The sequence below is a fragment of the Roseateles sp. UC29_93 genome (assembly GCF_042695725.1).
Taxonomy (GTDB): Bacteria; Pseudomonadota; Gammaproteobacteria; order Burkholderiales; family Burkholderiaceae_C; genus Roseateles; species Roseateles noduli_A.
This window is the reverse complement of record NZ_CP170545.1, coordinates 5,107,650-5,121,651: the sequence shown is the minus strand read 5'-3', so window position 1 is coordinate 5,121,651 and position 14,002 is coordinate 5,107,650. Positions and strand designations below refer to the sequence as shown.

General features: G+C 69.4%; 13 protein-coding genes and 2 pseudogenes. 2 read left to right on the top strand and 13 right to left on the bottom strand.

Going from position 1 to position 14,002, the window contains the following annotated elements; all coding sequences use genetic code 11:
* Positions 1 to 66: 66 nt before the first annotated feature.
* Positions 67 to 984, bottom strand: coding sequence for an AraC family transcriptional regulator N-terminal domain-containing protein (locus tag ACFJIX_RS23695; RefSeq protein WP_377155114.1), 918 nt, complete (start codon positions 982 to 984; stop codon positions 67 to 69).
* 98 nt (positions 985 to 1,082) lie between these two features.
* A complete protein-coding gene (gene yqhD, locus ACFJIX_RS23690; RefSeq protein ID WP_377155113.1) occupies positions 1,083 to 2,246 on the bottom strand; it encodes an alcohol dehydrogenase in 1,164 nt (387 codons plus the stop codon).
* A 219-nt stretch (positions 2,247 to 2,465) separates the two neighbouring features.
* On the opposite strand from yqhD, the gene ACFJIX_RS23685 reads away from it, so the two are divergent.
* Positions 2,466 to 3,467 carry a YihY/virulence factor BrkB family protein gene (locus tag ACFJIX_RS23685; protein ID WP_377155112.1) on the top strand — a complete coding sequence of 334 codons (1,002 nt, stop codon included), beginning with the start codon at positions 2,466 to 2,468 and terminating at the stop codon, positions 3,465 to 3,467.
* Here the strand turns inward: ACFJIX_RS23685 and ACFJIX_RS23680 are convergent.
* Positions 3,373 to 6,300 (bottom strand): ATP-binding protein, encoded by a 2,928-nt coding sequence (locus tag ACFJIX_RS23680; protein ID WP_377155111.1) that lies wholly within the window; start codon positions 6,298 to 6,300, stop codon positions 3,373 to 3,375. The genes ACFJIX_RS23685 and ACFJIX_RS23680 overlap by 95 nt on opposite strands.
* Before the next feature lie 95 nt (positions 6,301 to 6,395).
* Here ACFJIX_RS23680 and ACFJIX_RS23675 point away from each other — a divergent pair, with 95 nt between their 5' ends.
* Positions 6,396 to 6,743 carry a response regulator gene (locus ACFJIX_RS23675; RefSeq protein WP_377155110.1) on the top strand — a complete coding sequence of 116 codons (348 nt, stop codon included), beginning with the start codon at positions 6,396 to 6,398 and terminating at the stop codon, positions 6,741 to 6,743.
* An 83-nt stretch (positions 6,744 to 6,826) separates the two neighbouring features.
* On the opposite strand, the gene ACFJIX_RS23670 is transcribed toward ACFJIX_RS23675, so the two are convergent.
* The 10 genes and pseudogenes from ACFJIX_RS23670 to ACFJIX_RS23625 form a co-directional block, all read right to left on the bottom strand.
* On the bottom strand, positions 6,827 to 7,387 hold the full coding sequence (locus ACFJIX_RS23670; protein WP_377155109.1) for a DNA-3-methyladenine glycosylase: 561 nt from the start codon (positions 7,385 to 7,387) through the stop codon (positions 6,827 to 6,829).
* A gap of 16 nt (positions 7,388 to 7,403) precedes the next feature.
* On the bottom strand, positions 7,404 to 7,865 hold the full coding sequence (locus tag ACFJIX_RS23665) for a DUF421 domain-containing protein (protein WP_377155108.1): 462 nt from the start codon (positions 7,863 to 7,865) through the stop codon (positions 7,404 to 7,406).
* 119 nt (positions 7,866 to 7,984) lie between these two features.
* Positions 7,985 to 8,215 carry a DUF2789 domain-containing protein gene (locus tag ACFJIX_RS23660; RefSeq protein ID WP_377155107.1) on the bottom strand — a complete coding sequence of 77 codons (231 nt, stop codon included), beginning with the start codon at positions 8,213 to 8,215 and terminating at the stop codon, positions 7,985 to 7,987.
* Between the two features lie 93 nt (positions 8,216 to 8,308).
* Complete coding sequence (locus ACFJIX_RS23655) at positions 8,309 to 9,175, bottom strand: ABC transporter substrate-binding protein (RefSeq protein WP_377161928.1); 867 nt, start codon at positions 9,173 to 9,175, stop codon at positions 8,309 to 8,311.
* A gap of 20 nt (positions 9,176 to 9,195) precedes the next feature.
* Positions 9,196 to 9,645, bottom strand: a complete 450-nt coding sequence (locus tag ACFJIX_RS23650; protein WP_377161926.1) for a zinc-binding dehydrogenase — start codon at positions 9,643 to 9,645, stop codon at positions 9,196 to 9,198.
* 274 nt (positions 9,646 to 9,919) lie between these two features.
* Positions 9,920 to 10,183 (bottom strand): annotated as a pseudogene (locus ACFJIX_RS23645) (alcohol dehydrogenase catalytic domain-containing protein); the annotation flags it as partial.
* Positions 10,184 to 10,245: 62 nt separating this feature from the next.
* Positions 10,246 to 11,616: an MmgE/PrpD family protein gene (locus ACFJIX_RS23640; protein WP_377155106.1), complete on the bottom strand. Its 1,371-nt coding sequence runs from the start codon at positions 11,614 to 11,616 to the stop codon at positions 10,246 to 10,248.
* Positions 11,617 to 11,726: 110 nt separating this feature from the next.
* Complete coding sequence (locus tag ACFJIX_RS23635) at positions 11,727 to 12,701, bottom strand: Bug family tripartite tricarboxylate transporter substrate binding protein (protein WP_377155105.1); 975 nt, start codon at positions 12,699 to 12,701, stop codon at positions 11,727 to 11,729.
* A 241-nt stretch (positions 12,702 to 12,942) separates the two neighbouring features.
* A pseudogene (locus ACFJIX_RS23630) lies at positions 12,943 to 13,539 on the bottom strand (GntR family transcriptional regulator); the annotation flags it as partial.
* Between the two features lie 186 nt (positions 13,540 to 13,725).
* The gene (locus tag ACFJIX_RS23625; protein ID WP_377161924.1) at positions 13,726 to 13,944 is read right to left on the bottom strand and encodes a YciI family protein; all 219 of its coding nucleotides are present in this window, start codon (positions 13,942 to 13,944) and stop codon (positions 13,726 to 13,728) included.
* Positions 13,945 to 14,002: the final 58 nt, after the last annotated feature.

Sequence of the window (14,002 nt, the reverse complement as noted above, 5' to 3'; positions counted from 1 at the left end):
ACAACAAAACTTGTAATGAACGACAAGGCCTGACGAAGGCCGCACGCTGGTGCTAGCGCTTGCGGATCAACTGACCGCCGGACTGAACGCCCTCAGCCGCGCCACCTCATCCACCGGCGTGGCGCCGAAGTAGCGCTTGAATTCGCGGCTGAACTGGGACGGGCTCTCGTAGCCCACGCGCGTGGCCGCGACGCCGGCCTTCACACCTTCGTTGAGCATGATCAGCCGGGCCTTGTGCAGCTTGTAGCTCTTCACGTACTGCAGCGGCGAGGTGTTGGTCACCGCCTTGAAGTTGTGATGGAAGGCGGACACGCTCATGTTCACCAGGCCCGCCAGTTGCTCGACGCTGAGCGGCTTGGCGTAGTGGGACTCGATGTGCTGCAGCGCCTTCGTCACCTGCGCGAAATGCGTGTGCCGGTTGGCCAGCGCCTGGAGGGCCGCGCCGCTGTCGCCGCACAGCACGTGATAGATGATTTCCTTGAGGATGAGCTTGCCCAGCACCTTCGCGTCGCGCGGCTGGTGCATCGCGTCGAACAGACGTTCGATGGCGCAGAGCACTTCCTCGGTGAACGCCGCGCTGTTGACGCCGGTGCACTCCAGGCTCGCGCGGCGGTCGAGGCCCTCGTCCTCCAGGTCGATCAGCAACTCCTGCAGCACCGCCGTGTCGATGTCGATCGATACGCCGACGAAGGGCTTCGTCTTGCTCGCGATCGTCTGGCATTCGAAGGGCAGGGGGACCGTCAGCAGCAGGTAGTTGTCCGCGTCGTAGCGGAAGGTCTTCTCGCCGACGAAACCCACCTTCGCGCCCTGCGCCACGATGACGATGGACGGCTCGTAGAGCACCGGCGTGCGCGGGTGCGAGGTCTCGGAATAGAGGATCCGGACGCCGGCCACCGGCGACGGCGTGGAGAAGGACGCGGACCGGTAGCGGGTCGCGGCGTCGATGATCCGCTGGCGGATGCTGTCGTTGAGGATGGTCGCCATGGGTGCTTCAAAAGGCTTCGGGCGCACGCGGTCTGCAAGCCGCGTGCGCCACGAAGGCAGGGGAGTCAGCGAAGGCTCGGTGAGGAATCAGCCGGCGATCAACGGGCGGCTTCGAGGATGCGCTGGCTGTCCTCGATCCGGATGTCCTGGTGCTCGCCCAGCGCGGTGCCGCCGTGTTCCTTCAGCTTGGCGATCATCGCCGGGATGGAACTGCCGTCCAGCCCGTAGGCGGACAGGCGCGTGCCGACGCCCAGTTGCTCGAAGAAGGCCCGCGTGGCCGCGATCGCGCCGTCGATGCGCGCCGCTTCGCTGCCGTCGCGCAGGCCCCAGACGCGGTCCGCGTACTGCAGCAGCTTCGCGCGTTTCTGTTCCTTCTTGTACTCGAGCACCGACGGCAGCACGATCGCCAGCGTCTGCGCGTGGTCGAGACCATGCATCGCGGTCAGCTCGTGGCCGATCATGTGCGTTGCCCAATCCTGCGGAACACCGGCGCCGATCAGGCCGTTCAGCGCCTGCGTCGCGCTCCACATCACGTTGGCGCGGACGTCGTAGTTCTCCGGCTCGGTCAGCGCCCGCGGACCTTCCTCGATCAGCGTGAGCAGGATGCCTTCGGAGAAGCGATCCTGGATCCGGCCTTCCGCCGGGTAGGTCAGGTACTGCTCGACCGTGTGGACGAAGGCGTCCACGACGCCGTTGGCCACCTGGCGCGCGGGCAGGCTGTAGGTCGTCACCGGGTCGAGGACCGCGAACACCGGGTAGGTGAAGGCCGAGAAGAAGGGCAGCTTGTCGCCCGTCGCCTGACGGCTGATGACGGCGCCGTTGTCGGATTCCGAGCCCGTGGCCGGCAGCGTCAGCACGACGCCCATCTTCACGGCGCCGGTGACCTTGGCCCCGCGGGTCAGCAGGATCTCCCACGGGTCGCGGGCCGCGTCGTACAGCGCGGCGGCGGCGATGAACTTCGTGCCGTCCGCGACGGAGCCGCCACCGACGGCCAGCAGGAAGTCGATCCGCTCGGCCTTGACGACCTCGACGGCCTTCATCAGCGTTTCGAAGGTGGGGTTGGGCTCGATGCCGCCGAACTCGACCACCGTGCGGCCGGCCAGCGCCTGGCGCACCTGGTCGAGCACGCCGTTCTTCTTGATGCTGCCGCCGCCGTAGGTGACGAGGATGCGGGCGTCCGCGGGGATCTCCCGGCCGAGCTCGGCGATCTGGCCCTTCCCGAACAGGATCTTGGTGGGCGTGTTGAGGCTGAAGTTGTTCATGGCTGTCGGCTCCGCAAGGGGTGAACGAGGATTCGTGTCGATGGGGTGGATTGTTCGTCGCCGCCCGCTCCCGGGGCAACGCACGATGCTGCCTTTGTCTTGCCCAATCCTGCTGCGGAGGCGATGAATGGGCAAGGCATCGATCGAGGTCGAGGCTGGGCGCGCCCGTTGCCGGGGGAAGGGATGACACCGCCATCGCCGGACCCATCGACCCTCTCCGTGAACGTCGCGAACGTCGCGAACGTCCCGGACGCCGCGCGCGCCGAGGACACCGGCCATGCCGCGGGCGCGGCGGACGCCGTCCCTTCCTGGTCGGGCCGCTCGCTCAAGACCTGGTGGTCGCTGATGGTGGATTCGCTGTCGGCCTGGATCGACGACTACGCGCCCAGCATGGGGGCGGCGCTGTCGTACTACACCGTCTTCTCGCTGGGGCCCTTGCTGGTGATCGTCATCTCGATCGCGGGGCTGGTCTTCGGCGAGGACGCCGTGCGCGGCGAGCTGTTCGGCCAGATCGAGGGCGTGATGGGGCCCGAGGCGGCCAAGGGCATCCAGGAGGTGCTCAGCAACGTCAGCAAGCCCAGCACCGGCATCCTGGGCACCGTGCTCGGCGTCGGGGTGCTGCTGATCGGCGCGACGACCGTCTTCGGCGAACTGCAGGACGCGCTCGACCGGATCTGGCGCGCGCCGGTGCGCCACCGGACGAGCGGCGTCTGGACGCTGGTGCGCGCCCGTCTGCTCAGCTTCGGGATGATCGTCGGCGTGGCCTTCCTGCTGCTGGTCTCGCTGGTGACCGGCGCCGTGGTTGCGGCGCTCGGCAAGTGGTGGGGCGGCTGGTTCGGCGGCTGGGAATGGCTGCTGCAGAGCCTCAACGCCGTCGTCGGCTTCGCCATGACCGCGGCGGTCTTCGCCCTGATCTACAAGGTCATGCCGCGCGTGAAGGTGGCCTGGTCCGACGTCTGGGTCGGCGCCGCGGTCACGGCGACGCTGTTCACCATCGGTCGCATCCTGATCAGCCTGTACATCGGCAAGACCGGCGTGGCGAGCGGCTTCGGCGCGGCCGGCTCCGTGGCCGTCGTGTTCGTCTGGGTCTACTACTCGGCCCAGGTGTTCCTGGTCGGCGCCGAATTCACGTGGCTCTATGCGCAGCGTCTGGGCTCGCGACGAGGTGCTGCCGCGCGGGATCGCACGGCACCTGGACGTTCGACGCCATCAGCGCCTTGATCGCCTCGGTGCTGACCGGCTTCACGAGGTGCGCGTCGAAACCCGCCTCGCGCGACTTGCGGCGGTCCTTCTCCTGCCCCCAGCCGGTGAGCGCGACCACCACCATGTCGCGCCCCCACGGCGACGCCTTGATCCTGGCGCACGCCTCGTAGCCGGTCAGCCCCGGCATGCCGAGATCGAGGAGCACCAGCTCCGGTTGAAATTGCCCGGCCTGCGCCACGGCGTCCAGGCCGTTGTGGACGACGCGCGGCTGGGCGCCCATGAGCTCGACCAGCAGGGCCAGGCTGTCCGCGGCGTCGACGTTGTCGTCGGCGATCAGCACGCGGCGCCCGGCGAAGGTGTCCGGGTCGGCGGGCCGGTCGTCCTCGCCGGCCGGCCGGTCGGCATCGGCGGCCGCCGGCAGACGCACGATGAAGGCGCTGCCTTGCCCCGGGCCGTCGCTGCGGGCCTCGATGCTGCCGCCGTGAAGCTCGACCAGCCCTCTGGCGAGCGACAACCCGATCCCCAGCCCGCTGCGTTCGCGCTCGCGCTCCTGCGAGCGGTCCACCTGGACGAACATGTCGAAGATCCTCGACAACATGTCGGGCGGGATGCCCTCTCCGTCATCGCGGACCGTGACGACGACTTCGCTCCCGTGCCGCTCGGTCGTGATCTGGATGTGCCCGCCGGGCGCGGTGAACTTGGCCGCGTTGGTCAGCAGGTTCAGGAACACCTGCGCCAGCCGCGTCGCGTCCGCGTCGACGAAGACGGGGCGACCGGGCGCGGACAGGGTCAGGGTGTGCCCCGACTGGTCGATCGCCGGCTGGCTGGTCTCGACGGCCGCCTGCAGCACCTCGGCCAACGCCAGGCGAGACCTGCTCATGCGGATCTTGCCGCTGGAGATCCGCGTGATGTCCAGCAGGTCGTCGATGAGACGCACCATCTGCACCAGCTGGCGGTCCATCATGGCCTGCACCTTCTGAAGGGCGGGCTCGTCCCGCGACGCCAGGCGGCGGAAGACTTCCAGGCCGTTCATCAGCGGCGCCAGCGGATTGCGCAGCTCGTGCGCCAGGATGCCGAGGAACTCGTCCTTGCGCTGGTCGTTCTCGCGCAACTGGTCCGCCTGGCTGCGCAGCGTCTCCTCCATCGCCTTGATCTCGGTGATGTCCCGCGTGGTGCCGGCCACGGCGATCACCTCGCCGTCGGTCCCCAGCACGGGCACGAAGATGTAGTCGTAGATGCGCCGCCCGAAGGCACCCGCGAACGGCACCTCGCCGCGGACCGGCTGGCCGGTGGCGACGACGCGGTCGATCTCCTCGTCATGCATGGCTGCATGCCAGGGCTCGTAGCCCAGTTCCAGGCAGTTCTTGCCGATCGCTTCGTCCCAGGTCCTGCCCCACATCCGCAGCAGCACCTCGTTGGCGTAGACGAAGCGGTGGGACAGGTCGAACACGTAGGCCAGGTCCGGCGTGTTGGCCAGGATGGCCTCGTACAGCCGCCGCTGGCCCTGCGTCTGCTGCAGCGCCGCCGCAAGGGCGGCTTCGGCGCGCCGCTGCGCGGTCACGTCGAAGCCTTCGCAGAAGACCCCGGTGATGCGGCCGCCCTCGTCGCGGATGGGCTCGAAGATGAAGTCCAGCAGGCGCTCTTCCTCGGCGCTCTCGGGCGCGTAGCGGTAGCGCAGCGGCGCGGACGCCGCGACGAAACGGTTGCCGGTCCGGTACACGCCGTCGAGCAGCTCGAAATAGCCTTGGCCGGCGATGTCGGGGAAGGCTTCCCGCGCCGGCTTGCCGAGCCACGCCGCGCTGTTGAACAACTGCAGATGGGCCCGGTTGACGAACTCGAACACATGGTCCGGCCCCTTCATGATGCACACGAAGCTGGGCGCCTGTTCAAAGATGCGGCGGAGCTCCTGTTCGGCATGGACGCGGGCGCGTTCCCGCTCCAGGGCGTTGATGTCCGAGATGGCGCGCGCGACCTGGCGGCCGATCAGCGCGATGAACTCGCGGTAGTCGTCGTCCAGCGGCCGTTGCGGATTGAGCACGGCGACGAGGGTGCCGAGCCGCTCGGCGCGGCCCTCGATCTGGATGGGCACGGCGATCGAACAGGGGACATCCGGTGCGTCACCGCTGAACTCGGCGGCCCAGGCGATCCGCGGTCCGCCTCCGGACGCGGTCTCCGCGACCCGCCGGTCGCCACGGCCGGGCTGGCGCAGATAGATGGCGGCGTGCCGGATGTCCGGCGTGCCGGCGCCCAGCGCGACCATCGCCCGCGTGCACACGTCCAGGGCATCGGTGGCGCCGGCGGTGGCATCCGCCAGCGCCTTGAGGAAGGCGAGCCGCCGCTCGCTGACGACGCGCTGCGTCGTTTCCATCGTGACGGCGAGGATGCCGCCGACGCTGCCGTCCTCCACGCGCACCGGGCCGAACGAATAGGAGAAATAGGTCTCCTCCGCCGCGCCGTGCCGCTCCAGAGCCAGGAATCCGTCGGGGACCCAGGTCGCCTCGCCGGTGGCCATGACGCCGGCCATCAGCGGCGCGATGACGTCGGCGATCTCGGTCCACACCTCGTGGATGCTGCAGCCGAGCGCGCCGGGATGCTTGTCGCCGAGCAGCGGCGCATAGGCGTCGTTGTAGAGCATGACGAGCCGCGGGCCCCAGAGCACCACCATGGGGAAACGCGAGCCGAGGCAGATGCTGACGGCCGATCGGAGGCTTTGGGGCCAGGTTTCCGGCGGTCCCAGCGGCTGGTCGCGCCAGTCCATGGCCCGCATGCGCGCGCCCATGTCGCCGCCGCCGTCGAGCCAGCGCAGGCGCTCCGTGGGGGAAGGCGAGGGCGTCGGGTGGGGCAGGCTCATGGGCGGAGATGCTACTTGAGCGAGGGGCTTGGCCCGCGCCTTGCCCTGTGGAGGCATGGAGCCCAAGCATTCGACCGCCCCCGTGCCGCATCCTGGTGGTCGACGACAACAGGGATGCGGCCGATACCCTCGTCGCGCTGCTGGACGCCTACGGCTTCTGCGCCTGCGCCGTCTACAGCGGCACCGAGGCCGTGCTGCTGGCGGAGCTGCTGCGGCCCCGCCTGGTCCTGCTCGACATCGACATGCCCGGCATGGACGGCTACGAGACCGCGGCGTGCATCCGGGGCACCGAGGTCCAGGCTCCCGCCAGGCTCGTCGCCCTGACCGCCCGGACCCAGGAGAGCGACCGCGTCCTGGTCGCCAGCGCCGGGTTCGATCTGCACGTCAGCAAGCCCATCGGGTGCGGACAGCTGTGCGAATTGGCGGAAGACGCCTACCGGTGAACGTCGGCGCCCGGCGGCGCCGTGCGGACTGGGTTTCGCGGCCAGCTCCCGGTTGACGGCAACCGGACCCACGCCGGGGAAGTTCAGACTTTTCTGCTGAGGAACGCTGACTTCGCCAGTGCGAAGCGCCACGGCAGGTGCTGCGCCTTCGAAATGCCGATGCTTGCTCCGCAGGCGACCTCCGCGTCGCACGCCGGAGGGAGGACGGCGAACGGCGGCTGGTCGATCCGATGGCGATCCAGCGCGCCTGTGATGCCCAGGGCCTCCGCCAGCTTGCCCGGACCGGAGCAGAGTTGGCGTGAATCTTCGGCTCGCCGTCGTTGCCGCATCAGATCCAGGCCATGCGTGGGCTCCAGGGCGCGGATGAGCACGGCGGCGCCGTGGCCGACCTCCCGGCACACGATGTTGAAGCACCAGTGCAACCCATAGGAGCGGTAGACGTAGGTGGAACCCGGCGGGCCGAACATCGCCCCGTTGCGCGCCGTCATGCCGCGGAAGCTGTGGGAGGCCTCGTCATCGATGTCGTAGGCCTCGGTCTCGACGATGCGTCCGCCCACGCCGTCGACCAGCAGCGTCCAGCCGATCAGGGAACGCGCCAGGTCGACGGGCGAGCTGGAGTAGTCGATTCTTGCGGCACCTGGCATGCGGAATGGGGAGAACCTACTTGCGCTTGAGGATGCTGATGCTGCCATCGCTTTCGAGCACGCCCATGTGCAGCTCCTCGAGCTCGCAGTCCGCCTCGCGCAGCGCCTTCTCGACATCCGCCGTGCCGAGCCGATGGCGGCGTAGCGCCTGCGGGAACCATTCGCCGTCGCGTCCGATCAGCACGGGGGACCCCTCCAGCAGCGCCTCCAGGCGCTTGCTCCGGGATCCCAGGAAGCCGATGAAGGCGTTCATCACGATCAGTGTCGCGGCAAGGATCCACGCGCCGGTGACCGAGTCCTCGCCGCCGCTCAGGCCGTTGCTCACGGCCTCGCTGAGCAGCATCACCACCAGCAGGTCGAACGGGGTGAACTGTCCGATGGTGCGCTTGCCCGACAAGCGCACCATCAGGAACAGCGCCAGGTAGATGAGCGCCGCGCGGGCGAGCAGCTCCCACCAGTGGACGTGCAGGTCGAACATGAGGCATGCCTCCTTGCGATTCGTCGGCGCTCCCGAGGCGGGCGCTCGGAGCGCGAGGGGCCGATCGCGTCGATCGCCTTGAGCCCGTCGAGACCAGCGACGCGCGTGGCCCCGGAAGTTCAGTGAAGCGCGACGTTCAGCTGGTCGACGACCTCCGCCCAATCCGCGTCCTGCAGCAGCAGTTCCTTCAACAGGCGCGACTGCTGCTCGGACCAGAACGGCGCCTCGGTGATCTTGACGTCGCCGGGCAGGGGGCGGTGCTGGCCGATGAACTCGCGGATCTCGGCCTCGGAGGAGGGCAGGCCGAGCTGGTCGAACAGCTCGTGGAACTGGTGGTTGGTCGCTTCCATGGGGGTCTCCTTCAAGGTGCAGTCGCCCTTGAGATTAACGCCAAGCGAATCGCGACGGTGTAGGACAGTGTTCCATTCAGGACACCGCTGTTGTTACCTCGGCGGCGCCACCAGCGCGCCTTCGATGCCGTGGCGGCGCAGCGCCTCGGCCACGAAGCCGGAGGCCTTCATCTCCTCGACGAACGCGCTGAGCCAGCGCTGCGCCGCGATGCGTCCCTTGGGCACGCCCATCGCCTGCTCGATCACCATGAAACGGCCCGGCAGCAGCCGCACGCTGCCCACGCGGCGCGCGTCGGCTTCCAGCTGCTGACGCACGCCGGCGGCCACGTCGAGCTGGTCGGCGACGAACAGGCCGGTCACCGCGGGCGAGGTCGGCGCGCGCACCAGCGTGGCGGACTTGATCTCGCGGGTCAGGTAGAGGTCGTAGGCGCTGCCGCGGCCGACGACGATGCGCCGACCCGCGCGGTCGACGTCCTCGTTGCGCTGCAGCGGCGAGTCGTTGCGGACCAGGTAAGCGCCCTCGATGATCACGTAGGGCGCCGTGTAGTCGGTGTCGGCGCCGCGCAGCGGATCGATCGCGACGAAGGCGAGATCCACCTGCTTGTCCTTGATCGCTTCGACGACCTTGCCCGCCGCGTTGAAGGCGACGAGCTCGATGCTCACGCCCAGTCGTCGGGCCGCCTCGCGCGCGAGGTCGACCGACACGCCGCGCAGCTCGCCGTCCGGGCCACGGCTGGCCAGGATGGGATTGCCGAGGTTGATCGCGGCGCGGAGCTTGCCGGTGCCGGTCAGTTCGGCCGCGGCCGCCCGGGCATCGGCCGAGGCGGCCGAGCCGATGTCCGATCCGCCCGAGGCTATGGCCCTCGATCCATCGGTCGATCCGGCCGGCGCGGAGGCGCAGGCGCTCAGCAGCAGCGTGGCGGCGCCTGCCGCGCAAAGTTCACGACGTTGAACGTTCATGCCGATGTCCTTGGGGTTGATCAGTCCTCGCTGCCGGCCAGCACGATTTTGCCGAGGTGCTCGGCCTGCTCCATCGAGGCCTTGGCCTGCGCCAGGTCCTCGAAGCGGAAGACGCGGTCCACCACCGGCCGCAGGCGGCCGTCGGCGAACAGCGGCAGCCAGTCGGTCCGGAAGCCGGGCACCGGTTCCGCGCGCTGCTGCGGTGTGCGGAGCTTGTTCGAGACGCCGAAGAGATGGAGACGCCGCGCATGCAGCGCTTCGAGATCGAGCTCGGCCTGGAGCACGCCATCCACATAGCCCACCATCGCGAGACGACCCTGAAAGCCCAGCGCCCGCACGCATTCGGCGAACACGCTGCCACCGACGGTGTCGATCGCGAGGTCCGCGCCACGACCGTCGGTGGCCTCGCGCACCGCGGCCGCGAAGTCCGGCGCGCGGGTCTCGAGGCCGAGATCCAATCCCAGCGTCATCAGCCGCGCCAGCTTGGCCGCGCTGCCCCGAGGTGGCGATCACGCGCGCGCCGATGGCCTTGGCCGCGGACAGCGCCGCGACGCCGACACCGGAACTGCCGCCCGCCACCAGCAGGGTCTCGCCCGCCTTCAGCCGACCCTGGACCACGAGCATGTCGTAGACGACGAGGAAGGTCAGCGGGATCGCACCCGCCTCGGTCCAATCGAGGGCCTCGGGCACGTGCAGCGCCTCCGCCTCGCTGATCAGCGCGAAGTCGGCGAAGCCGCCGGCACAGCGGCCCATCGCGCGATCGCCGAGTCGCCAGCCTTGGACGCCGTCACCGACGGCAACCACGTCGCCGGCCGCTTCCGCGCCCACCGGCTTCGGCGCGCCGCCGGCGCCGTGAAGGCCATGGCCGGCCAGGAACTCACCGCGGTTCAAGCCCGCCGCGCGGACGCGGACGAGCAGTTGACCGGGACCGGGGGAAGGGCGGGGCAGGTCGTCGCGGAGCAGCAGCTCCGCGTGGCCGTCCCGGTGCTGGAGGCAGTAGCCGCGCATCGTGTCGTCGCCGGTGATGTGACTCGTGTCGTGATTCGTGCGGTGACTGGGGCGCCGCGGCGTCAAGGCCGCGCCAGCGCGGTCAGTTCGCGCACGTCGGCCAGCTCGCCGAGCCGCCAGCAGGCCGCGATCAACGCGTCGCTGCGCGCAGCGCCGATGACGACATCCGACTGCGAGTGGAACTTCGCGTCCAGCGCCGCGTCGCTCATCGGCTTGTGCAGCGAGCCGATCGCATGCTCGACGAACACGTGGACGCGGCGGCCGTCGCGCAGCACCGCCGTCATGTCGACCGAGGCTTCGTCGATGCCGTCGTCCACCGTCGCCACCACCTTGCGGCGCAGCGCCACGACGTCCTCGCGGTTGACGATCGCATCGTCGTACTCGGGCTCGCCGGCACGGCCGAAGATCAGTCCGGCCGACACGCCGTGATAGACGCTGAACTTGCCCTGCAAGCCGTCCGCCGGCTCCTTCTTCCCGGTGAGCTCCAGCACGAGCGAGTGCACCTTGAGCTCGATGCGCTCGACGTCCTCGGGCCGCACGCCCTGTTCGCGCAGCTGCACGGCGGCGTCGATGCTCGGATGGATGACGATGCCGCAGGCGAAGGGCTTGTAGGTGTTGAAGGAGATCTCGAAGCGCTCGCCGAGCTCGTCGGTGGCTTCGTTCCAGGCGTACTTCGTCGAGACCACCTGCGCGAAGCCGCGAGGCGCCTCGAGCGCGCGCGGGCTGGCGGTGTAGCCGTGCTTGGCCAGCAGCGCCGACAGCAGCCCGGCACGCGCCGCGCCGCCCGGGTGGAAGGGCTTGGTCATGGTCCCGAACTGCTCGCGCAGGCCCACGGGCTGCGAGGCGGCGATGCCCAGCGCCATCTGGGTCTGGTGCTCGTCCAGGGCCAGCAGTCGCGCGCAGGCCGCCGCGGCGCCCAGCGTGCCGGTGGAGCCGGTGATGTGCCAGCCGCGGTCGTAGTGCTCGGGATAGACGAGGTTGCCCATGCGGCAGGACACGTCGATGCCCAGGACCATCGCGTCGATCAGCTGCCGGCCGGACAGGCCGAGGTGCTCGGCCAGCGCGAGCGCCGCCGAGGCCACCGGACCCGCCGGATGGATGATGGTCTTCAGGTGGGTGTCGTCGAAGTCGAAGGTGTGCGAGCTGATGCCGTTGAGCAGCGCCGCGCCGGCCATGTCGACCTTCTCGGCGCGGCCGAGGATGCTCGCCTGCGCGGAGGGCTGCAGCATCTGCACGGCGGCGAGCGCCGCGTGCATCGCCTCGTGACCGGCGGCGCCGACGGCGCAGCCCGCCCAGTTCATGAACGTGCGGTGGGCCTCGTGGTCCACCGCGTCGCTCCAGCCGCGCGACGGATGCGTGGCCACGTAGCGGGCGAGGATCTGGGTGATGGGCGGGGCGTTGTGGTCGGCGGCGACCTGGGTATTGCGTGCCATGGGGTTCAATCGTCCTTCAGTCGTGTGTCGGGGGGCTCTTCAGTCGGCGGTCCGGGCGGCAGTCTGGTCGGTGGTCCGGTCGGCTTCGAGCCGTCTGTTCATCGGGTGTCTCAGTCGTCGACCTGGATCTTCCGGTCGCGCGCCAGCGCGGTCCAACGGGCCACCTCGGCCTGGATGTGATGCCCGAACTGTTCCGGGCTCATGGCCGTCGGATCGACGGCCTCGGCGGCCAGCTTGTCGCGCATGTCGGGTGCCTTGAGCACCGTGTTCAGCGTCGCGTTGAGCTGCTTGACCAGCGGCGCGGGGATGCCCGCCTGCCCGACGACGCCGTACCACTGCATCGCGTCGAAGTCCTTGAAGCCGGCCTCGATCAGCGTGGGCACGTCCTTGAGCGTCGGGTTGCGGGCGGTGCCGGTCACCGCCAGCGGCTTCACGCGGCCGGAGCGGATGTGCGGCAGCGCCGCGGCCAGTCCCGGGAACATCGCGTGGGTCTGGCCGCCCATCAGGTCGGTGAAGGCGGGCGAGATGCCGCGATAGGGCACGTGCAGCATGAACACGCCGGACTGCTGCTTGAACAGCTCCATCACGAGCTGCGTGAGCGAGCCCACGCCCGAGGAGCCGTAGCTCAGCTTGCCGGGGTTCTTGCGGGCGTACTCGATGAAGCCCTTGAGGTCGTTGACCGGCACCGCGCTGTTGACGACCAGCACGTTGGGCGTGCCGCCGATCATGCCGATGGGGCTGAAGTCCTTGACCGCGTCGTAGGGCAGCTTGCGCGTGGCGGGGCTGGTGCCGTGCGTGGCCACGTAGCCCTGCATCAGCGTGTAGCCGTCGGGCGGCGCCTTGGCCGTGGCCTGCGTGGCGATCACGCCGCCGCCGCCGCCGATGTTGTCGACCACGAAGGTCTGGTTCAGCGCATGGCCCCAGCGGTCGCAGACGGCGCGGCCGATGAAGTCGCTGCCGCCGCCCGCGGCCACGGGCACGATGTAGCGGATCGGCTTGCTGGGGAAGCTGTCCGCCGCCCACGAGCGTCCTGCGGTGAGCAGCAACGCGGGGGCGGCGATCAGCACGGATCGTCGGTTGGTCATCGGTTTGTCTCCGGGGTGAAGCGCGGTAAGGCGGGGCTCTTGTGATGGCCCTCGTTCTTGCTTTGATGGATGCTGGTGCCAGGTCTTGCCGCCTCCGGCTGGCCTTTGCTAGCTCTTGCTGTCGCTCCCGCTGGCGTCCTCGCTCTTTTCCTTCCGTCTCCAGCAGGCGACCGTGCGCCGCGTTGACGTGGTGTTCCTGCAGCCGCTGGCACAGCGCGGCGTCGCCGTCGTCGAGCGCGGCAACGATCTGGTCGTGCTCCAGGATCGAGACCTTCATGCCTACGTCGCGCGACAGGTTCCGCAGCCGCGACAGGTGCAGCTGCTGGACGATGCCCTGGTAGGTGCGCGTCAGGGGCTCGTTGTCGGTGGCCTCGACGATGGCCCAGTGGAAGGCCAGGTTGGCGGCGTAATAGGCCTGCACGTCGCGGCGGCGCGCATTCGCCTTCATCTCGCGGCCGAGCGTCACGAGCCGCTTCACGAGCGCGTCGCGCCGGGGGCGTTCGAGCGCCGCGGCGCGGCGGCCGGCGTGGCCGTCCAGCAGGCTGCGCAGCTCGTAGAGGTTGGCGACTTCCTTGATATCGAGCACCCGCACGAAGACGCCGGCGTGCTTGCGCGCGGCGACCAGACCGGTGCTTTCGAGCTCGCGCAGCGCCTCGCGCACGGGGACGCGGGAGACGCGCAGGCGCGCCGCGACATCCGGTTCGTTGATGCGCTGCCCCGGCGGCAGGTCGCCGCGGAGGATGGCGTTCAGCACCTCGTCGCGGACGAGCTTGGCGAGCGACGTGTCCCGCACGTCGGCGAGCAGGTCGGGGGAGGTGTCGGTGATCCAGGGGAGCATTCGTCTATCGTATACGATCAGACGAAATGGACAAGGCCGGGATCCAGGCCTTGCCTGTCACGGTGCGAACTGCGGTCAGCGGCGCCGCGCGCCATGGCGCGACGGCGCGCAACGATCACGTGGCAGCGGGGCACACGACGGCGCCTGGGTCGCGCTTGGGTCCGTGTGATCGATGGCGATGAAAGCTCAGGCGCCCACCGCCAGACTGAGCATCACGTGGTGCTCATAGTGGCCCACGCCGTTCTTGACGATGGGATCTTCGGCAGTGAGGGCCTCAATGGTCTGCTCGTCGGCAATCCGGAAGAGCGAGACGCCGTAGCCGCCGGCCGGATCCATGACCGGGCCGTGCGCAACGATCAATCCCTCCGCCAACAGGCGGTTCAGATAAGCGCCGTGACGCTTCATCAGATCCTTCTCGACGTCCGACATCGTGGCGAGGAAATCCTTGCGTGGCGGAATGAAT